At 37.8% G+C, this 20,019-nt stretch carries 21 protein-coding genes and 1 tRNA gene; 20 read left to right on the plus strand and 2 right to left on the minus strand.

All coding sequences use genetic code 11. The annotated features are described in order from the left end of the window. Nucleotides 1-17: 17 nt before the first annotated feature. Nucleotides 18-1,421: a cysteine--tRNA ligase gene (gene cysS / locus MRZ19_RS08310; RefSeq protein ID WP_291031877.1), complete on the minus strand. Its 1,404-nt coding sequence runs from the start codon at nucleotides 1,419-1,421 to the stop codon at nucleotides 18-20. 120 nt (nucleotides 1,422-1,541) lie between these two features. On the opposite strand from cysS, the gene hisD reads away from it, so the two are divergent. Genes hisD through hemC form a run of 8 tightly spaced genes read left to right on the plus strand, consistent with a single transcriptional unit; the run spans nucleotide 1,542 to nucleotide 8,945 of the window. Further along, on the plus strand, nucleotides 1,542-2,858 hold the full coding sequence (gene hisD, locus MRZ19_RS08315; protein WP_291031826.1) for a histidinol dehydrogenase: 1,317 nt from the start codon (nucleotides 1,542-1,544) through the stop codon (nucleotides 2,856-2,858). 2 nt (nucleotides 2,859-2,860) lie between these two features. Continuing rightward, nucleotides 2,861-3,127, plus strand: a complete 267-nt coding sequence (locus tag MRZ19_RS08320) for a DUF2018 family protein (RefSeq protein ID WP_291031827.1) — start codon at nucleotides 2,861-2,863, stop codon at nucleotides 3,125-3,127. A gap of 1 nt (nucleotide 3,128) precedes the next feature. After that, on the plus strand, nucleotides 3,129-3,587 hold the full coding sequence (locus tag MRZ19_RS08325) for a hypothetical protein (RefSeq protein ID WP_291031828.1): 459 nt from the start codon (nucleotides 3,129-3,131) through the stop codon (nucleotides 3,585-3,587). Beyond that, nucleotides 3,565-4,485 carry a polyprenyl synthetase family protein gene (locus MRZ19_RS08330; RefSeq protein WP_291031829.1) on the plus strand — a complete coding sequence of 307 codons (921 nt, stop codon included), beginning with the start codon at nucleotides 3,565-3,567 and terminating at the stop codon, nucleotides 4,483-4,485. Before MRZ19_RS08325 ends, MRZ19_RS08330 begins: the two co-directional genes overlap by 23 nt. 20 nt (nucleotides 4,486-4,505) lie before the next feature. After that, a complete protein-coding gene (gene hemA / locus MRZ19_RS08335; protein WP_291031830.1) occupies nucleotides 4,506-5,837 on the plus strand; it encodes a glutamyl-tRNA reductase in 1,332 nt (443 codons plus the stop codon). 14 nt (nucleotides 5,838-5,851) lie between these two features. Next, complete coding sequence (locus tag MRZ19_RS08340; RefSeq protein ID WP_291031831.1) at nucleotides 5,852-7,603, plus strand: proline--tRNA ligase; 1,752 nt, start codon at nucleotides 5,852-5,854, stop codon at nucleotides 7,601-7,603. Further along, nucleotides 7,594-8,013, plus strand: a complete 420-nt coding sequence (locus MRZ19_RS08345; RefSeq protein WP_291031832.1) for an FxsA family protein — start codon at nucleotides 7,594-7,596, stop codon at nucleotides 8,011-8,013. The genes MRZ19_RS08340 and MRZ19_RS08345 overlap by 10 nt, the downstream gene beginning before the upstream one ends. Further along, nucleotides 8,013-8,945: a hydroxymethylbilane synthase gene (hemC, locus tag MRZ19_RS08350; protein WP_291031833.1), complete on the plus strand. Its 933-nt coding sequence runs from the start codon at nucleotides 8,013-8,015 to the stop codon at nucleotides 8,943-8,945. Before MRZ19_RS08345 ends, hemC begins: the two co-directional genes overlap by 1 nt. Before the next feature lie 50 nt (nucleotides 8,946-8,995). Here the strand turns inward: hemC and MRZ19_RS08355 are convergent, their stop codons facing one another. After that, nucleotides 8,996-9,235, minus strand: coding sequence for a hypothetical protein (locus tag MRZ19_RS08355; protein WP_291031834.1), 240 nt, complete (start codon nucleotides 9,233-9,235; stop codon nucleotides 8,996-8,998). 208 nt (nucleotides 9,236-9,443) lie between these two features. Here MRZ19_RS08355 and MRZ19_RS08360 point away from each other — a divergent pair. The 12 genes from MRZ19_RS08360 to murA all read left to right on the plus strand — a co-directional run bounded on the left by MRZ19_RS08360 (nucleotide 9,444) and on the right by murA (nucleotide 20,017). Next, nucleotides 9,444-9,521: transfer RNA gene (locus tag MRZ19_RS08360), tRNA-Pro, on the plus strand. Nucleotides 9,522-9,691: 170 nt separating this feature from the next. Then, nucleotides 9,692-10,609 (plus strand): branched-chain amino acid transaminase, encoded by a 918-nt coding sequence (locus MRZ19_RS08365; protein WP_291031878.1) that lies wholly within the window; start codon nucleotides 9,692-9,694, stop codon nucleotides 10,607-10,609. Nucleotides 10,610-10,621: 12 nt separating this feature from the next. Continuing rightward, nucleotides 10,622-11,695: an SPFH domain-containing protein gene (locus tag MRZ19_RS08370; RefSeq protein WP_291031835.1), complete on the plus strand. Its 1,074-nt coding sequence runs from the start codon at nucleotides 10,622-10,624 to the stop codon at nucleotides 11,693-11,695. Between the two features lie 8 nt (nucleotides 11,696-11,703). Further along, complete coding sequence (gene hisIE / locus MRZ19_RS08375; RefSeq protein WP_291031836.1) at nucleotides 11,704-12,399, plus strand: bifunctional phosphoribosyl-AMP cyclohydrolase/phosphoribosyl-ATP diphosphatase HisIE; 696 nt, start codon at nucleotides 11,704-11,706, stop codon at nucleotides 12,397-12,399. 8 nt (nucleotides 12,400-12,407) lie between these two features. Beyond that, nucleotides 12,408-12,941: a DUF2393 family protein gene (locus MRZ19_RS08380; RefSeq protein ID WP_291031837.1), complete on the plus strand. Its 534-nt coding sequence runs from the start codon at nucleotides 12,408-12,410 to the stop codon at nucleotides 12,939-12,941. Nucleotide 12,942: 1 nt separating this feature from the next. Then, on the plus strand, nucleotides 12,943-13,914 hold the full coding sequence (gene pdxA / locus MRZ19_RS08385; RefSeq protein WP_291031838.1) for a 4-hydroxythreonine-4-phosphate dehydrogenase: 972 nt from the start codon (nucleotides 12,943-12,945) through the stop codon (nucleotides 13,912-13,914). 133 nt (nucleotides 13,915-14,047) lie between these two features. Then, entirely contained in the window at nucleotides 14,048-14,353 is a 306-nt protein-coding gene (locus MRZ19_RS08390) for an ATP-dependent Clp protease adaptor ClpS (protein ID WP_291031839.1), read from the plus strand. 10 nt (nucleotides 14,354-14,363) lie between these two features. Continuing rightward, nucleotides 14,364-16,643, plus strand: a complete 2,280-nt coding sequence (locus MRZ19_RS08395) for an AAA family ATPase (protein ID WP_291031840.1) — start codon at nucleotides 14,364-14,366, stop codon at nucleotides 16,641-16,643. Further along, nucleotides 16,636-17,412 (plus strand): ATP-binding protein, encoded by a 777-nt coding sequence (locus MRZ19_RS08400; RefSeq protein WP_291031841.1) that lies wholly within the window; start codon nucleotides 16,636-16,638, stop codon nucleotides 17,410-17,412. Before MRZ19_RS08395 ends, MRZ19_RS08400 begins: the two co-directional genes overlap by 8 nt. 9 nt (nucleotides 17,413-17,421) lie before the next feature. Beyond that, nucleotides 17,422-18,255 (plus strand): UTP--glucose-1-phosphate uridylyltransferase GalU, encoded by an 834-nt coding sequence (galU, locus tag MRZ19_RS08405; protein WP_291031842.1) that lies wholly within the window; start codon nucleotides 17,422-17,424, stop codon nucleotides 18,253-18,255. Between the two features lie 50 nt (nucleotides 18,256-18,305). Further along, nucleotides 18,306-18,701 (plus strand): hypothetical protein, encoded by a 396-nt coding sequence (locus MRZ19_RS08410; RefSeq protein WP_291031843.1) that lies wholly within the window; start codon nucleotides 18,306-18,308, stop codon nucleotides 18,699-18,701. Between the two features lie 47 nt (nucleotides 18,702-18,748). Beyond that, entirely contained in the window at nucleotides 18,749-20,017 is a 1,269-nt protein-coding gene (gene murA, locus MRZ19_RS08415; RefSeq protein ID WP_291031844.1) for a UDP-N-acetylglucosamine 1-carboxyvinyltransferase, read from the plus strand. The last annotated feature ends 2 nt before the right edge of the window (nucleotides 20,018-20,019 follow it).

The following is a 20,019-nucleotide window of genomic DNA, read 5'->3' on the forward strand; positions in this document are numbered from 1 at the left end:
ATTTCTCAAATTAGATTCTATATTTTTTCCCACACACAGCCCTTTGGTGTATCCATTATGGCAATTCCTTTGTTGCGTAGTTCTTCTCTGATTTTATCTGCATTTTGAAAATCTTTTGCTTTTTTAAATTCTAATCTTTTTTCAATTAATTTTTCAATCTCTGTTTTTAAGTCCTCACTTACACCAAGTTTAAAATATTCAAAGCAATCTTTAAGCCCGATTCCTAGCACCCTTCTTACAAGCTCTAAATTCCCATAGATTTGTGGAATCTTATCCTTTTGCTTAGAATCTAATTGCTCATTAGCACTTGTTATAAAATCATCTAGCACGCTTAGGGCTTTTGAAATATTTAAATCATCGTTTAACGCCACCAAAAACGCTGTTTTAAACGCATTATCTAAGGAAGTTGGAATCTTTTTTAAAGAAAGCATAGCAAGGCGTTTTTTTAAGCGATACAAGCGGTCAAGCCGCTTTTTAGACGCTAGCAAATCCTCTTCAGCAAAGTTTAATCCAGCCCTATAATGCGTGCTTAAAAGGTAGAATCGCAAAACTTCTCCGTCATAATTTGCAAGAGCGTCTTTAATAAAAAAGCTATTGCCCAAAGATTTTGCCATTTTTTCGCCATTGATGGTAACAAAGCCATTGTGCATCCAATATTTTGCTAGTGTTTGATTCTCTGCACAGCGCGTTTGACAGGCTTCATTTTCGTGATGGGGAAAGAGTAAATCCGCCCCCCCTCCGTGAATATCAATAGCATAATCCCCTTTAAGTGCTAAATGCTCTTTAATCATCGCACTGCATTCTATGTGCCAGCCCGGACGCCCCTTGCCAAAAGGGGAATCATAGCCTATATCACCGATTCCTTTGTAGCTTTTCCAAAGTGCAAAGTCTTTGCCATCTTGTTTTTGTTCGCTATTTTGCACGCGACTTTGGGATTCTAACTCTGCAATTCTGCCGCTTAAATTGCCATATTCTCTATCTTTGCTAACAGAGAGATACACATCGCCATTTGGCGTTTGGTAGGCGATTTTCTTGTCTAACAAGTTTTGAATCATTGCAAACATTGCTGTAAGATTCTCTGTTGCTTTTGGTTCAATATCAGCGCGCATTACGCCAAGTGCTTGCATTTCATCTAAATAACGCTTGGTGTAAGTTTGCGTGATTTCTTCAAGGGAGCAATTGCTTTGTGTGGCTTTATTAATGATTTTATCATCAATATCAGTGAAATTTTTTGCAAAAATAACTTTATAACCATTTTCTCTTAACACACGGCGGAGCAAATCAAAGACAATCGCACTTCTTGCGTGTCCTAAATGGGAGTCATCATACACGGTTGGTCCGCACACATAAATCCGCACTTCATTGGGAATTATAGATTTAAATTCTACCTTTTCTTTTTTGTGGCTATCATAGATTTTCATCATTTCTCTTTTTTGCAAAAATAAAGTCTAAAGTATAGCAAAATTTAAATTTAGTAACATTTGCTTATAAAATTAAATTAAACATTAAAGCGATAAAATACACAGCCTAAAGGATTTAAAATGATTGCCCTATTAAAGAGTAATGATAGTGATTTTGCAAAAAGTTTTGAAAGACTTTTAATGCGTGGCGCAATGGATATTAGCAATGTAGAAGGGCGTGTTAAAGAATTGCTTAATGCGATTAAAACGCAAGGGAGTAAAGCAGTGATTGCGCAAGTGGAACGCTTTGATAATTGGAATCCAAAAAGCTTTTTGGAGCTTAAAATGACGCAACAAGAAATGGAATGTGCGTACCATCATTTAGATTCCAACTTAAAGCACGCATTAGAGCTTGCATACCAGCGCATTTACGCCTTCCACGCAAAGCAAAAGCCAAAAACTTGGCTAGACTTTGAAGAAAATGGTAACATTTTAGGGCAAAAAGTTACTCCAGTGGAGCGTGCAGGGCTTTATATCCCCGGTGGAAAAGCGGCTTATCCTAGCTCGCTTTTAATGAATGCCATTCCAGCACTTGTAGCAGGAGTTAAAGAAATCGTTGTTTGCACGCCAACCCCAGAGAATAAGCCCAATACACTTTTGCTTGCAGCAATGTATCTTTGTGGGATTAAAGAAGCGTATAAAATCGGCGGGGCAAGTGCGATAGGCACGCTTGCTTATGGAGTTAGTGGAAAAGATGGAATCCAAAAAGTAGATGTGATTACAGGACCAGGGAATATCTATGTGGCGACTGCAAAAAAACTTGTGTTTGGAGAAGTTAATATTGATATGATTGCAGGACCAAGTGAGATTGGAATCTTGCATAGTAAGGGGGGAAATGTGGATTATGTTGCGTGGGACTTGCTCTCACAAGCTGAACACGATGAGATGGCAAGCTCGCTTTTAATCACTACAAATGCAGAGTTTGCAAATGCTGTTGCAAAGCGTATTGATGAGCTTTTAAAAGACTTGCCACGCAAAGACATTGCAGAAAAATCCATTAAGGAGCGTGGTGCAATTATCATCGCCAAAGACTTAGAGGAGGCAGTGGAATTAATGAATAAAATCGCCCCAGAGCATTTAGAAGTGCTTGTGGAGAATCCTTTAGAGATTTTGCCAAAGATTAAGCACGCAGGGGCAATTTTCATCGGCGAAAACACGCCTGAACCCATAGGGGATTATATTGCAGGACCAAATCATACTTTGCCAACAGGTGGCAGTGCGAAGTTTTTCTCTCCGCTATCCACAGAGCATTTTATGAAAAAGAGTTCTATCATTTCTTTTTCAAAACTTGGCATCACACAATTAGGCAGAGAATGTGGAATCCTAGCTCATACAGAAGGGTTAGATGCGCATAAAAATGCAGTCTTAGTGCGATTAAATTTAAACAACAAGGAATAAAAATGGATCATCTTTTAGAAGGTTTGCCGCAAGAAAAATGGATAGATATTATTTTCAATGCTTCGCGTGGGCTTGCAACAAGGGAGCTTACAAAAATGCTAGAAAAACAAGCAGCGATGGAGGTGTTGCTAGAAAAGCGCTTAGGGGAAATGTGGGAAGAGGAACTTGCATATCTCCAAAAGAGTGAAGAATGCTCTGAGGAAATCCATCGCAAAACACAGGATTTAGCCATTATTTCTATGCAAGATATTTTGACGCAAAACGAGTAGTATGCGCATTATTGTTACGCTAATTTTTACTTCATTTTTTAGCGCAATTTGTGGAATCGCATTGCTTTTTGCACCGCCTGAGTGGAAGGCGCAAAAGTTTATTGAGCTTAAAAAAGATGAGTTTTATGTCTTAACACTTCAAGCAGATGCTACACAAAAGACATTGTTTTTTCGCTGGACTTTGTTAAAAAATAAAGGTTTAGTGGTGCATTTAAATTACGATTCTTTTCCCCATCAATTCATTCTTTATCAAGATTATCAGCGTGCTTGCTATGAGATTCCTTTATGGAAGGCAGAGCAGCGTTATTACACAAGAGAGCCGTTTTTTATGCTGTGTTTTAAGGATTATCATCGTGCAAAAAAGATTGCAACGCTGAAGTTTTATATTTATGAAGGAAGCAGGGATTTTAAGATTATAAATGAAAGGAAGGTGTTAAATGGTGGCTTTAACACATATTGAAGCAAAGGTGCAAGAGTTTTTAAAAGAACTAGATTCTCCTTTGGTTTTAAATCTTAGCAAGCATCTCCAAAGGGGTAAAATGCTCCGCTCAAAACTTGCTTTAAACATTGCTGGGGAGAGTGAAGAGAGTGTGCGATTGTGTGCGATTATTGAGATGATACAAAGTGCAAGTTTGCTGCACGATGATGTGATTGATGGCGCAACCACAAGGCGTAATAAACCCTCTATCAATGCGCTTTTTGGTAATAAAAATGCGATTATGTTGGGCGATGTGCTGTATTCTAAAGCATTTAGCGAACTCACTTATTTTGCAAAGGATTATCCACAAATCCCACGCATTGTAGCAAATGCAGTCACTACGCTTGCAATAGGTGAGATGGAAGATGTGGCATTAACAAGTGCATTTAATTTTGATGAGGGAAAATATTTAACAATGATAGAACACAAAACCGCAGCCCTTATTGAAGCCACAGCCTATGCGGCGGCATTTTTAGCAGGCAAAGATAAAAAAGACGCAAAAGGATTCCAAGTTTATGGACGAAGTCTTGGGGTTGCGTTTCAAATTATTGATGATGTGCTAGATATTGTTTCAGATTCTAAAACACTAGGAAAGCCAACCTTAAGTGATTTTAAAGAGGGAAAAACAACGCTACCTTATTTGTATTTGTATCCTACCTTAGATGAAGTAGGAAAGGCACGCTTATGCAATGCCTTTGGTAAAGATTTAGAAAAAGAGGAACAAGAGTGGATTTTGACGCAATTGCAAGCAAGTGGTGCGGTTCAAAAGAGTCTAGAGCTTGCAAGGCATTTTGGCAAAATGGGTGTTGAAGCAATTGCTAATCAATCTTGTGATACACTCATTGAAATTATGCACGCAATGATAGAGCGAGATTTTTAGTAAGATTGTTAGGCGGAAGTATGGAATATTATCTTTTAAGTTATTCTCATAAAAATACGGATATTAGCACGCGTGAGAAGTTGAGTTTAGATACAAAAAACCCAAAAACTGCAAAGTTTTTAAAAGATTTAGTGGAAAATAAGTGCATTACAGAAGCAGTGATTTTATCCACTTGTAATCGCATAGAATTTATTTTAAATGTCCAAAATACGCAACAAGCAGAAGCATTTTTATTAGAGAAGTTAAGTGTTTTATCTGGGATTGCAATAGAGAGCTTAAAGAAGCGCGCAGATAGCTATGAAAATCTAAGTGCTATCCATCATCTCTTTAGTGTGGCAAGTTCATTGGATAGTCTAGTTGTAGGAGAAACACAAATTGCAGGGCAGCTTAAAAATGCGTTTAAATTTTCTTATGAAATTGGCTGTTGCGGGTTGTATCTTTCGCGTGCGATGCATTATGCTTTTCGGTGTGCTGCAAGTGTGAGAAATTCTACAAGCATTTCACAAAATTCTGTGTCTGTGGCAAGCACAGCAGTAGCAAAGGCAAAGGCTATTTTAGGCAGTCTTGATGGTAAAGAAGCATTAGTGATTGGGGCTGGGGAGATGAGTGCGATTTGTGCAAAACATCTAGTGAGCGCAAATTGTGCAGTGGTTTTAATGAATCGTGATTTGCAAAATGCAGAAAATGTTTGCAAGAGTGTGCTTGAAGTCAATCCGTATGCTAAGATTAGGGCGGAGAGTTTTAAAGATGTGGGCAAATACATCAATACGATTTCGCTTCTCTTTAGTGCCACAGGTGCTCCCCACACAATTATCACTGCAGATATGGTGGAGCAAAAAGATTCCAAGCGTTATTGGTTTGATTTAGCAATGCCGCGTGATATTGCGCCTAATATTGCTAAAGAGCATAGGAATGTGCAAATTTTTGCTGTGGATGATTTAGAAGATATTGTGCGCAAAAATCTAGCCTTAAGAGAGGAGCAGGCACGCATTGCTTATGGAATTGTAGGGCGTTCTACGCAAGAGTTTTTTAGTTGGTTGCAAACACTAAATGTGGAGCCGCTTATTAAAACTATCCGCACTCTAGCAAAAGATTCCGCTTTAAAAGAGTTGCAAAAAGGAATCACTAAGGGTTATTTGCCAAAAGATTATGAAAAGAATATTGAAAAGACTTTGCATAATGCTTTTAATGTGTTTTTGCACGATTTAACATTGAATTTAAAATCTGTGGCAAACACTCCAAAGGCTGATAGTGTTGTTGAGAGTTTGCGTTTTTTATTTGGTTGGGATTCTGAAGATAAAATGTTAGAATCCTATAAATGCGAATACGCACAAGATAAAGCCCTATCTTAAGCTTAAGGAAAACTATGCGATTTTCAAAAATCTTTATTCCCACCTTTAAAGAAGCCCCAAAAGATGTGGTGTTAAAAAGCCACGAATATTTAGTGCGTGGTGGATTTATTCAGCAAATTGGAAGTGGGATTTATCATTTTTTGCCGCTTGGAAAGCGCGTTTTGGATAAAATTAAAAGCATTGTGAAAGAGGAAATGGACAAAGCTGGAGCAAATGAAGTGGCTTTAGGCTTTGTAACGCCTGCTAGCCTTTGGCAAAAGAGTGGGCGCTATCAGCGTTATGGCAAGGAATTATTGCGCTTTAATGACAGAAAAGATAATGCCTTTGTGCTAGGTCCAACGCACGAAGAATCCGTTACAGAGCTTGTTAGAGCAAATGTTAAGAGTTACAAGCAATTGCCCTTGCATCTCTATCAAATGAATATTAAATTCCGTGATGAAATGCGCCCACGCTTTGGGCTTATGCGTGCGCGTGAGTTTATTATGAAAGATGGATATAGTTTTCATTCTAGTTTTGAAGATTTAAAGCGTGAATTTGATTTGATGGAACAAACTTATAGCAAGATTTTTTCAAGGCTTGGATTAGATTTTCGTGCTGTGTTTGCAGATAGTGGTGCCATTGGTGGAAGTGGAAGCAAAGAATTTATGGTGCTTGCAAAGAGTGGCGAGGATACGATTTGCGTGTGTGATACTTGTCAATATGGAGCAAATTTAGAAGCAGCAACGCGCAAGCAAGTGATGCCAAGCACTGATGCGCCACAAGCAGAATTTGCTAAGTTTCATACACCGGGCATTACAAGTATAGAAGCTCTAGCAGATTTTTTTAAAATCACTCCGTTTTGGACATTAAAGGCAGTGGTAAAAAGAGCGATTTTTGATGAAGGAAGAAGTGCATTGGTGTATTTTTTCTTGCGTGGAAGTGATGTGCTAAACCCAATAAAGGCTCTAAATGCCATTGTAGGAGCAAATGAATTGGTAGAAGCTAGCCAAGAAGAGATTAAGGAAGTGGGATTGATTCCGGGCTTTATTGGTCCTTTTGCGTTGCGGAATCTCACAAATAGTCCTTACATTTACTTTGATAAAGAATTGCAAGATGCAAAGAGTCTGATTTGTGGAGCAAATGCGTTAGATTATCACTTTGTGGGTGTGGATTTAAGCACTTTTGAAGGCTTGGAGTATAAAGATTTAATAGAAGTGCAAGTGGGGGATTTATGCCCTGTGTGCGGAGTGAGTAAGGGGGGGGAGTTGTATTTTACTAAAGGCATTGAGGTGGGGCATATTTTTCAGCTAGGTACAAAGTATTCTAGTGTGATGGACGCAACATTTTTAGATGAAATGGGTAAGGCGCAACCCTTTGTTATGGGCTGTTATGGGATTGGAATCTCAAGGCTTCTCTCGGCTATCATTGAACAGCATCACGATGAAAAGGGAATGCTTTGGACGCAAGCAACAACGCCTTTTAGCGTGGATATTATGGTATCAAATATTAAAGATTCCGCGCAATTAGAAATGGGTGAAAAAATTTATACAGCCCTAAGTGCAGAAGGGATTGAATGCTTGCTTGATGATAGGGGGGAACGCTATGGGGCAAAGATTGCAGACTTTGAATTAATCGGCTTGCCTTTTGGAATTATTGTTGGAAAAGGACTTGAAAAAGGTGAGATTGAGTTTGTAAGGCGTAAGGATTTAAGTAAGCAAGTGCTAAAGGTTTCAGATTTTAGGGCACTTATTGCAGGGCTTAAAGAATGGATTAGCAAATGCCATTAATTCTAGGCTTTTTATATCTTTTCTTAGAAGTGCTTGCAAGCTATGAGGTTATTGGAATTATTGGCGTTTTAGGTTTTGTGCTAGAGATTATTGTTACAGCGTTTTTTGGATTCTTTATTTTGGTCAATTTTCGTTTATTTTTAGGCGATGCTCTAATGCGTGTTAGAGATAGGCAGTTAAGTTATGAAGCCTTTGTGGGTTCAAATCTTTTTAGAATTTTAGGGGCAATTTTATTAATTTTGCCCGGAGCTTTGACAGATATTATTGGAATCTTAATGCAGTTTAGCGCAATTGGTTTTTTATTTGTTAAGCCTTTTGTTAGAACAATGGAATCCAATGCTTCAAGCAATCAAGAGTTTAGGAGAAGTGAAATTATAGATGTGGAAGTGGTTGAAAAGGATAAAAAATAATGCAAAAACTCACCATTGGCACGCGTGGAAGTGTGCTTGCACTTTGGCAGGCAAATCATATCAAAAGCCTTTTAAAAGCGCAGTATCCAAAACTTGAAGTGGAGTTACGAATTGTTAAAACAAAGGGGGATAAGATTTTAGATGTTCCCTTAGCTAAGATTGGTGGCAAGGGGCTTTTTACAAAAGAACTTGAAATGCTATTGTTAAATGGAAGCATAGATGTAGCAGTGCATAGCTTAAAGGATGTCCCTGTGGAGCTTGTAGAAGGACTTGAGCTTGTAGCAATGACAAGGCGCGAAGATGTGCGCGATAGTTTTTTAAGTTTTCAATATGCAAGTTTGGAATCTTTGCCAAAGGGGGCTAGAGTTGGCACAACTTCGCTTAGGCGTGCAATGCAGATTAATGTTTTAAGGAATGATTTGGATTGTCAAAGTTTGCGTGGAAATGTCCAAACACGCTTGCAACGCCTTGAAAATGGAGAATTTGATGCGATTATCCTAGCGCAAGCAGGAGTGAATCGCTTGGAATTAAAAGGGATTCCTTATATCACTCCGCTTGATTTTATGATTCCAGCAATGGGGCAGGCGGCACTTGGGATTGAATGCAGACGGGATAGTGAGTGTGTAGGATTTTTAAGTTTTTTAAATGATAAAAATGCAGTGTTTGAAACACATTGTGAAAGGGCTTTTGTGCGCGCATTAAATGGTGGCTGCCAAGTTCCTATTGGGGTTAATGCGCAATTTGAAAATGGAAATTTAAAGGTGCGTGCAATTTTAGGATTGCCCGATGGGAGCGAAGTCTTGCGTGAGCATTTAGAGGCTAAGGTGTCTGATGTTAAAGATTGTGAAGACATTGGAATGGGTTTAGCAAAATCTTTTTTAAAGCAAGGGGCAGAGAGGATTCTACAAAAAGTGCAAAACTGGAAGTTTTAATGGAGGGATTTACTAGGATTATCCTAGTAAAAACTTAGAGTCTTTTTGGATTAAGATTCCATTTTTTTCTTGTGCTTACTAAAGTTAAAGTTCTTTTTTGCAAAATTGTGAAAGTTGCTGTAACTTGTCTTTATGTTGTATTCTTCTTGTAAAAATCCATAAATATTTCTTAAAGAAGTCCCTAGCTTTAACATATAACTAATTTGTTCAGTGTATTGGTGCAGTTCACTTTTGTTGAGTGATTTTTTTTCTAAATAGCTTAAAATTTTCTTTTCTGTTGCTTTGTCCATTTGAAATCCTTGTAAAGATTAAGTTTATTTATCTTGTGTAAAAACACGATTCAGTTAGGCAATTATATTATTATTTCTTTATAATTTTTTTAAACATTTTACAAAAATAAAATATTAATATTTTTAGTATTTTCTTTTTATCTTTTTTTGTATAGAATAGCATTGCAATTTTATTTTGTCATTTTGCAATTCTTATATTCTTATTGTGCGGAGTATAGCGCAGTCTGGCTAGCGCACACCCTTGGGGTGGGTGAGGTCGTGGGTTCAAATCCCGCTACTCCGACCATTAACACTTACTAACTTACAATTTAATAAGCTAATATCATTGGCTTTAGGTTGCCAAGTCCTAAAGGTATAAATAACCTTTTAAGAAAGTTTTTGTTATATTTCTGCGTTTTTGCGCTAAATTTTAGTGGTTTATCCCTAGAAAGTGCGTCTATGGAATGGAGATTTATTATGAATGAAGCAAAATCAATTTGGATGGATGGAAAATTGATTCCTTGGAGGGAAGCAAAGGTGCATATTTTAACCCATACCTTACATTATGGAAATGGCGTTTTTGAAGGCGCTAGAGCTTATAAGACAGGTAAGGGAATGGCAATTTTTCGCTTAAAAGAGCATACAAAGCGACTTTTAAATTCTGCAAAAATTGTAGCGATTGATGTGCCTTATACGCAAGAGGAATTAGAAAAGGCGCAAATTGAAGTTTTAAGGGATAATGCTTTTAGTAGCAATGCTTATTTGCGTCCTTTAATTTATCTAGGCTATGGTGTGATGGGCGTGTATCACAAAAAAGCTCCGGTTAATGTAGCCATTGCTGCTTGGGAATGGGGTGCATATTTAGGTGATGAAGGCTTGGAAAAAGGGATTTGCGTTAAGACTTCTTCTTTTGTTAGAAATTCTACAAAATCTCTTTTTGGTAAAGCAAAGGCTACTGGGAATTATTTAAACTCGCAAATGGCAAAATTTGAAGCGATTGAATGCGGATATGAAGAAGCCTTGCTTTTAGATGATAGTGGAATGGTAGCAGAGGGAAGTGGGGAGTGCTTTTTTATTGTGCGTGATGGTGTGATTATAACGCCCCCAAGTGATAGTGCACTAGAGTCGATTACGCAGCATTCTGTAATCACCATTGCAAAAGATCTTGGTTACCAAGTGGAGCGGCGTAATATCACGCGCGATGAAGTGTATATTGCTGATGAAGCGTTTTTTACAGGAACTGCCGCAGAGGTTACACCTATTAGAGAGCTTGATGCGCGTGTTATTGGAAATGGTAAGCGTGGAGAAATTACGCATCAATTACAAAATGCTTATTTTGATGTTGTGCAAGGACGGAATCCAAAGTATGCACACTGGCTAACTTATATTAATTAAAAGGAATCTTTTATGCCAATTGATTTAAACGAACATTTAAGACGCAAGAATAAAGGTTATACTCCTGATGAAAATAGAAACAATGGCAATCCTAACCCAAATCCAAATCGCGGGTTTCAATCCCCTAAAATGCCAAATTTTACAATGCCAAGTGGCAAGAAAATGGCTGGAGTTTATGTTGTTATTATTTTGGCTGTTTTATTTTTCTTGCTTAAGCCCTTTACAATCATTAATAGTGGTGAAGTAGGGGTTAAAATTACAACAGGGGAGTTTGATCCGATACCTTTGCAGCCTGGAATCCATTTTTTTATTCCCGGAATCCAAAAAATCATTGCTGTGAATACAAAGGTTAGGATTGCTGAATTTACTAGCGGTGAGACATTGAATTTGCGTGCTCGTGATGAGGGGAGCTTGAGAAATCAAGCCATTAGTGTGCTTGATTCTAGAGGTTTGTCTGTGTCTGTGGAGCTTGCAGTGCAGTATCGCCTAGATCCTTTAAGTGTCCCACAAACCATTGCAACTTGGGGACAGAATTGGGAAGAGAGGATTATTACTCCTGTAATTAGAGAGATTGTGCGCAATGTTGTAGGAAGCTTTCCAGCTGAAGAGTTGCCAACTAAGCGCAATGAAATTGCAACTTTAATTGATGAGCGTTTTAGAGAAAACATTAATGGTCTTGAAAATCGTCCTGTGGAGCTTGTATCTATTCAGTTAACAGAGATTGTTTTGCCCCTTGCGATAAAAGAGCAAATTGAGCGCGTGCAAGTAGCACGCCAAGAGGCAGAACGAGCAAGATATGAAGTGGAGCGTGCTAAGCAAGAGGCGGAGAAAAAAGCAGCCCTTGCAAAAGGGGTTGCTGATGCAACAATTATTGAGGCAGATGCGCAAGCAAAGGCTAACCGACTAATTAGCCAAAGTTTAAATAGTCCCTTGCTGCAATTGCGTCAAATTGAAGTGCAAGGCAAATTTAATGAAGCCTTACAAAATAATCGCGATGCTAAGATATTCTTAACACCCGGTGGTGCGACTCCTAATATTTGGTTGGATTCTAAAGATGCTCAGCGTGCAAGTTCCATCCAAAATTAAGGATTGTAGTGCAAGCAATTTTAGAGCAGATTTTATGGGAGAAATGCGGGGGATTGATTCCAGCTATTGCGCAGGATTACCAAACGCAAGAAGTTTTAATGCTAGGCTTTATGGATAAAGAAGCTTTAGAGTTAAGTTTAAAGAGTGGTTTTGTGCATTATTTTTCGCGCTCTAAAGGGCGCATTTGGAAGAAGGGTGAGCAAAGCGGACACACGCAAAAAATCCATACAATTGCACTTGATTGCGATAAGGATTCCATTTTAATCGGTATAGAGCAAATTGGCGTGGCTTGCCACACAGGGAAAAAGAGTTGCTTTTTTAATACAATCAACATAAAAGAAGGTAAATTGGATTCTAATATGGAATCTAAAAGGGATATGCGTGCGATTTATGGGGCAGTAGATGTGCTATATCATACCTTACTAGAGCGTAAATGCAGTGATCCTAAGACTTCTTACACAGCAAAGCTTTATCAAAAAGGTGAGAATACCATTGCGAAAAAAATTGTAGAAGAAGCTTCTGAATTAGGATTTGCTATCAAGGATGGTGTGCGCGAAGAGATAATCTATGAAGCAGCGGATTTGCTTTATCACTCTCTTGTGGGTTTAGCTTATAAGGACATATCTCCAGATTTGATTAAGCAAGAGATTTTAAGGCGTTTTGGGTTAAGTGGCATTGATGAGAAGAATGCAAGAGAAGAGTAAGCGCAGAAATGGACGGATTAAAAGGATATTTATTAAGACTCCTAGATGTTGAGCGTTTTTTTGCGCTCACAGATTATTTGGTATTAATAAGCCTTTTTTTAATCATTCTTTTAATGTTTTTATTAAGCATTGCATTACGCAAATATGCTATTCCCTTTGTGATATTGTTTTTGTCTAGTGGGGGATTGATTCTTGTGTCGCCTTTTATCTATCAATGGATTATGGAATCGTATTTGAAGAAAATAGAATTTACTCTTACACACAATGCGAGCTTGCAATATGATGCTGTGTATTTTGTGGAAGGTAGCCTTAAAAATCTAGGGTATTTAGACTTTAGGGGCTGTGTGGTGGAAGTAAATTTCATTCCAAAGGGTTTAAAACAGCTCCAACGCATAAAATACAAAATAAAACCTAGATATTTACACACAGAGATTTATAAAACTCCTTTAAAAAAGCAAGAATCTATGGATTTTAAGTTTGTCATTCCCTCGCCTAATCCTGCATTGAATTTTGATTTAAACACAAAGGGTGCGTGTTATTAAAATGAAAATTGCAATCAGCATTGGTGATCCAAATGGTGTGGGTTTAGAGATTTTATTAAAAAGCCATAAAAAAATCTGTAAATTTTGTAATCCTGTGTATTGTGTGGATAAGGGTTTGCTAAAAAGGGCAGCTAGGATTTTAAACCTTAAACTTCCAAAAGATTTAAAATGTATTTCTCTTGAAAGAAGGATTCCTAAGATTGTCCCGGGAGACATTAATAAGGAAAGTGGGGCGTATGCTTATGCGAGTTTTTTACAGGCTTTAAATTTAACATTGGAAGGGAAAACGAAAGCATTGGTAACTTTGCCCATTCACAAAAAAGCGTGGCAACTTGCTGGGATTTCCTATGTTGGGCATACAGAAGCTTTAAGAGAAGTTTGTAAATTTGACAAATTAGAATCTAAAAAGTTGGAATCCAAAAAGAGATTCCAAAGTCAAAAAGCCATTATGATGTTAGGTTCTCCAAAGCTTTATATTGCGCTCTTTAGCGATCATATTCCCTTAAAAGAAGTGCCGTTGCTCATTAACTTAGAATCCCTAAAGGAGTTTTTATTAAATCTTGCTCCACATATTTTAAAAACACCTTGTGGAGTGCTTGGGTTAAATCCACACGCTGGGGATTTTGGCGTTTTGGGTGATGAAGATGTTGTGATTAAAGAAGCAATAAAGCTTGCTAATGCAAGTTTGGGCAAGGAAGTCTTTATTGGACCACTTGTGCCTGATACTGCTTTTATTGGTAAGCATTTGCGCTATTATGTGGCGATGTATCACGACCAAGGATTGATTCCGCTAAAAACTTTGTATTTTAAAGAGAGTATTAATATTACACTTAATCTCCCTATTATTCGCACTTCAGTAGATCACGGCACGGCTTTTGATATTGCTTATAAAAATAAGGCGGAATCTAAAAGTTATGTTAATGCAATTAAAGAAGCAATTTTGCGTGTCAAGTCGCAAGCATTAGTGCGCTAAGTTCTCTTTATATTTTATATTAATTTAAGCTAGGGTTTTAAAAGTAAGATGTTTGGTTAATTTATTTTTAATTAAAAGAAAAGTTGTCAAAAAATGCTATAATTTGCGCTATCTTAACATTTCAAGGAATACCTTGCCAAGAGATGCACAATTTGATCCAACCACAGAAATACTAGAGAAAATTCAAGAACCTATCCGCTACCGCGTGATTTTATTAAATGATAATTATACGACGCAAGAATTTGTGATGGAAGTGTTGCAGATTATTTTTCATAAAAATTTTGAAGAATCGCTCAATTTAATGCTACAAATTCACCACAATGGACAGGGCATTTGCGGAATCTATCCTTATGATATTGCAGAGATTAAGGCAGCCCAAGTGCGTAAGATGGCAAAAGAGAAACAATATCCCTTGCGTGCAATTTTAGAAAAAATATAAGAGAATTAGAATGTTTGAAATTAGTAAAGAATTAAATGTTGTTTTACAAAATGCGCAAAAAGAAGCAAAAAATAAAGGACACGAATATTTAACGCTAGAACATATTTTCTATGCGCTTTTAGAAAATAAAAAGATTACCAAAGTCTTGCAGGAGTGTGGAGGTAATGTAGAGATTATGAAAAAGCAAGTGGAGCGGTATTTAAAGCAGTTTTTGCAGTCCTATCCTGAGCGTCAAAAAGAGGGTTTTATGCCTCAAGAAACGCTAGCTGTTACGCGTGTGATTGAAATAATGATAGGGCATGTGAAAGGCTCACAGCGCAGACAAGCACAAGTGAGTGATTTGCTAGCGGCAATTTTAGAAGAAGAAAAGGCGTTTTGCGCACAGATTTTAAGCGCACAAGGCATCACACGCCTAAATGTTTTAGAATACATTACTGAAAATCAAGAGAATTTTAATGGCGAGCCTTATAAGGGTGTAAAAGATGCAACAAAGGAAAGCGGAGAGAAAAAGGAATCCGCATTAGAAAATTATTGCACAAACCTTACGCAAATGGCAAGAGAAGGGAAGATTGATCCGGTTGTGGGTAGGGAAGTGGAGATTCGCCGTTGCTTTGAAGTGTTGCTTAGAAAAAAGAAAAATAATCCCCTTTTAGTAGGAGAACCCGGAGTTGGAAAAACGGCTGTTGCTGAAGGGTTAGCCTTGCAAATAATTGCTAGCCCTTTAGAAAAGACAGAAATGTATATGCTAAATATGGGTGCGCTTGTTGCTGGGACAAAATACAGAGGAGATTTTGAAAAGCGCATAAAGGCACTCACAGATGAGGTGTTAGAGCTTGGGAATGTGATTTTATTTATTGATGAGATCCATATGTTAATTGGTGCAGGTGCTACAAATAGCGGCAGTATGGATGCTAGCAATTTATTAAAGCCGATGCTTGGGAATGGGAAGTTGCGTTGTATTGGTGCTAGCACTTATGCAGAGTATCGTTCCTTTTTGGATAAGGATAAGGCACTCTCGCGCCGTTTTGCAAAGATTGAAGTCAAAGAGCCTAGCAGAGAGGAGAGCATTTTAATTTTAGAAGGGATAAAAAAACATTATGAAAAACACCATAATGTGAGTTATTCTAGCGAAGCGATTCAAACTATTGTGGATTTATCCATACGCCATTTACACGATAGATTTTTGCCAGATAAGGCAATTGATGTCTTAGATGAAGTGGGTGCGAGTTATAAATTAGAGGGTAAAAGCGGCAAGGTTAGTTTGCAAAGCATTAAAAAAATGATAGCAACAATGGCTAGGATTCCAGAAATTGAAGCCACAAAAGATGACAAAAATTTGCTTAAAAATCTTCAGAAGCGTTTAAAAAGTAGAATCTTTGGGCAAGATAGTGCAATTGTTGAGGTTGTGAGTGCATTAAAACGCAATAAAGCGGGGCTTGGCACTCCAAATAAGCCTATTGGTTCTTTTCTCTTTAGTGGTCCTAGTGGAGTTGGGAAAACAGAGCTTGCAAAAGAGCTTGCAAAGGCATTGAACATTAACTTTGAACGCCTTGATATGAGTGAGTATATGGAGCGCATTTCAAGCTCACAATTAATCGGTGCAGCAGCAGGATATGTAGGCTATGAAAAAGGTGGAATCCTAACAGAGATGATTAAGAAAAATCCATACACTTTACTGCTTTTAGATGAGGTAGAAAAGGCGCATCCTGATGTGTTCAATGTGTTTTTGCAAGTGATGGATTATGGAAAGCTTACGGATAATAATGGGGAGAGTGTGGATTTTTCATCGGTGGTTTTGATTCTAACTTCTAATGTGGGTTCTAAGGAAGCCCCTGTGCTTGGGTTTAAACAAGATGCAAATTTACGCTTTTCTAGTGCGATTAAGGATTATTTTTCTCCAGAATTTAGGAATCGCCTTGATGCAATCATTGCTTTTAATCCGCTCTCACACAAAGAGATTCTAAAAATTGTGGATAAAAATATTGCAGATTTAAATGCACAAATTGTAGAAAAAGGTGTGGAAGTTATTTTAGAAAAAAGTGCAAAAGAATATTTAGCAAAAGTTGGATTTGATTTAGAACTTGGGGCGCGTCCGCTTGGATTAGTGATTCAAAAAGAGATTAAAAATGCTTTGAGTGATGCAATGCTTTTTGGGGAGTTAAGTAAGGGGGGAGCAGTGCAGTTTGCTTGCGTTAAAGAGAAATTAACGCATAAATTTTTGCCAAAAAAGTTGGAATCTAAAATCAAACCTAGCACTACAAAAAAGCCAAAAAAGGCTAAAAATGCCTAAAAGTTGGAATCCAAATTTACAATGGGATATGGAGAGTTGCATCGCTGGAGTGTATCGTAAAAGCGGATATATCCACGGAATTAAAGAAGTGGAAGCAAAAAGTTTAGATGCCTTTGTGGGTGTGCAAAAAGAAATTCAGTTATTGTGCGCTAATACGGAATCTTTTTTGGTGCAGAGTTTAGGGGTTAATGTTTTATTATGGGGGGCTAGAGGAAGTGGAAAAAGCTCACTTGTTAAAGCCTTACTTTTAAGGTATGCTGCTAAGGGATTAAGGCTTTTGCAAGTGGATAAAGAGGATTTGGAGATTTTACCAGAAGTGTTTGATGCTTTAAGGGAAAAGCCTTATAAGTTCATTATTTTTTGCGATGATTTGAGTTTTGAAATCAATGAAAACTATAAGGGTTTAAAAAGTGTATTAGAAGGCAGTTTAGAGGAATTACCCAAAAACATTAGAATCTATGCAACAAGCAATAGAAGGCATTTGCTCCCAGAATTTAATGATGAAAATGAAATTTTTGGTTATGAAGGCAATGAAGATAAGATTGCCTTAAGCGATAGATTTCCCTTGTGTATTGGCTTTTATGCGCAAGGGAGTAAGGAATATTTAGAAGTGCTAAAGGGTTATTTTAATGCTGAACAATTGCCTAAAAATTGGGAGAGAATTTGTCAAAAAGCGACACAATATGCCACGCAAAAAGGCTCACGCAATCCGCGCACAGCAGCGCATTTTTACGCATTGTATCAAAGCAATTTGTGGGAATTATTATAAGGAATGCAAATGATTAAAAAATGTTTATTTCCCGCAGCAGGTTATGGGACGCGCTTTTTGCCAGCAACAAAGGCAATGCCAAAGGAAATGCTGCCCATTGTCAATAAACCGCTCATCCAATATGGTGTAGAGGAAGCAATGGAGGCGGGAATTTATAAGATGGCAATTGTTACAGGGCGTGGAAAAAGGGCTTTGGAGGATCATTTTGATATTAGCTATGAGCTAGAGAGTCAAATTAAAGGCACAAATAAAGAAAGCTATTTAAAGGATATTCGCCATATTTTAGAGGCTTGTAGTTTCTCTTACACGCGCCAAATGGAGATGAAAGGCTTAGGGCACGCAATTTTATGTGGGGAAACACTCATTGGCAATGAGCCTTTTGCGGTGGTTTTAAGTGATGATTTGTGTGAAAATACAGAACTTGGTGTGTTAAGTCAGATGTGTAAAATCTATGAAAAATACCGCTGTTCTATTGTGGCAGTAGAGGAAGTGGAGAGGGAGGAGGTGAGTAAATATGGTGTGATTGCTGGGCGTGTGATTGATAAGAATGTTTTTATGGTGGATAATATGATTGAAAAGCCCTCACAAGACAAAGCTCCAAGTAATTTAGCAATTATTGGGCGTTATATTTTAACGCCGGATATTTTTGAAATTTTGCACCATACAGCACCGGGCAAAAATGGCGAGATTCAAATTACAGATGCACTTTTAGAGCAATGCAAAAAAGGAATGGTGCTCGCTTATAAATTTATAGGCAAGCGTTATGATTGTGGAAGTGTAGATGGTTTTGTGCAAGCAACAAATGTTTTTTATGAAAAATTCTTAAAAGGTGAAATGCACTAATGTATGATCTTACCTTCCATCTTTTTGTTTTTTTGTTCATTAGCCTTTTAATGCTCCCTTTTTTTTTACTCACAATTGTGTTTGTTGTTTATGCGCGTATTCAAGCTTATTTAGAAGAACTTAAAGGGCGAGAGCAAAAGTTTAAAAACATTGATTATTTAATCGCAATCTTTCAGGATGAAAAATCTGATTCTAGTTTGTTAGAGGAGGCACTAAATGCCTTTAATGAGCATTTTATGCGTTTTGGTAGTGCGAGTAAAGATAGCAAGGAGTATCAAGGTTGCATTGATTTTATTGCTGCGTTTTCAAAGTGTGCCAATATGCACATTGATGATGTTGTGCGCCACAGAGAGATTTTTGTCAAGGAAAATCCAAATTATAAGAAAGAAATTGAAACAGTTATTGGTTCAGCACTTAAGAATCGTGAGGATAAAGCGAAAAAATAATGTTAAAAAAGTGATAGACGCTAAGAAAAGAATTAAAAGGAGCAAAGGTGGATTATCTAGCATTACAAGGTGGTGTGCGTCTAAATGGTGCGATTACTATTGCCGGAGCAAAAAATTCTGCATTGCCACTGATTGCCCTAACACTGCTTTCAAAAAATAAAGTCAGTTTGCAGAATCTTCCTGATGTGGTAGATACTGAAACTTTTTTTACGCTTTTAAGAATGTTAGGATGTTGTGTAGAGCGTTTTGATAAGCATATTGTTAGTGTTGATGTAGCAGGACGCAACAGCACAAAAGCTACTTATGATATTGTGCGTAAAATGCGTGCTTCTATTTTAGTGTTAGGTCCATTGCTTGGAAGATTTGGGCATTGTGCAGTAAGCTTGCCCGGGGGTTGTGCTATTGGAGCTAGACCTGTGGATTTACACATTAAAGCCTTAGAAAAAATGGGTGCTACAATCCATATTGAAGGTGGATATATTGTTGCAAGTGCAAAAGATGGGTTAAAGGGAGCAGTGATTAATTTTGATAAGATTACCGTAACTGGCACGGAAAATATCCTAATGGCAGCGGCAATGGCAAAGGGTAGGACTACGCTTATGAATGCTGCAAAAGAGCCTGAAGTTGTGCAACTCTGTGAGGTGCTGCGTGATAGTGGTGTAGAGATTAGTGGCATTGGAAGTGATAGGATTGAGATTTTTGGGACAGATAGGGAGGGCTTGGTATTGCCAAGTGTGATTGATGTGATTGCTGATAGGATTGAAGCGGGGACTTATTTGTGTGCTGGAGCGATTACAAATTCACAAATCACGCTACACGGAGTAAATGCAAGCCATTTGAGTGCCGTGATTGCAAGATTGGAGGAAATTGGATTTAAACTCACTTATAGTCAAGATTCCATTACCATTTACCCTGCTAAAAAACGCAATGCCTTTTCTCTATCAACAACAGAATATCCGGGCTTTCCAACAGATATGCAAGCGCAATTTATGGCATTGGCAACACAATGTGAGGGGAGCAGTATCATCCAAGAGCGTTTGTTTGAAAATCGTTTTATGCATGTAAATGAACTACAAAGAATGGGTGCAAACATTAGCTTGCGCGGAAACACAGCAACAATTAATGGTGCAAGTGCGCTAATTGGTGCAGATGTGATGGCAACAGATTTGCGCGCTTCTAGTGCTTTGGTGCTTGCAGCCCTTGTTGCAAAAGGGGAGAGTAGAATCCATCGCATTTATCATTTAGATCGCGGTTATGAAGTTTTAGAAGACAAGCTTACAAAACTTGGCGCAAATATTGTGCGTGCAAAAGAGTAGGG

The organism is Helicobacter sp., assembly GCF_022770205.1.
Classification (GTDB): domain Bacteria; phylum Campylobacterota; class Campylobacteria; order Campylobacterales; family Helicobacteraceae; genus Helicobacter_D.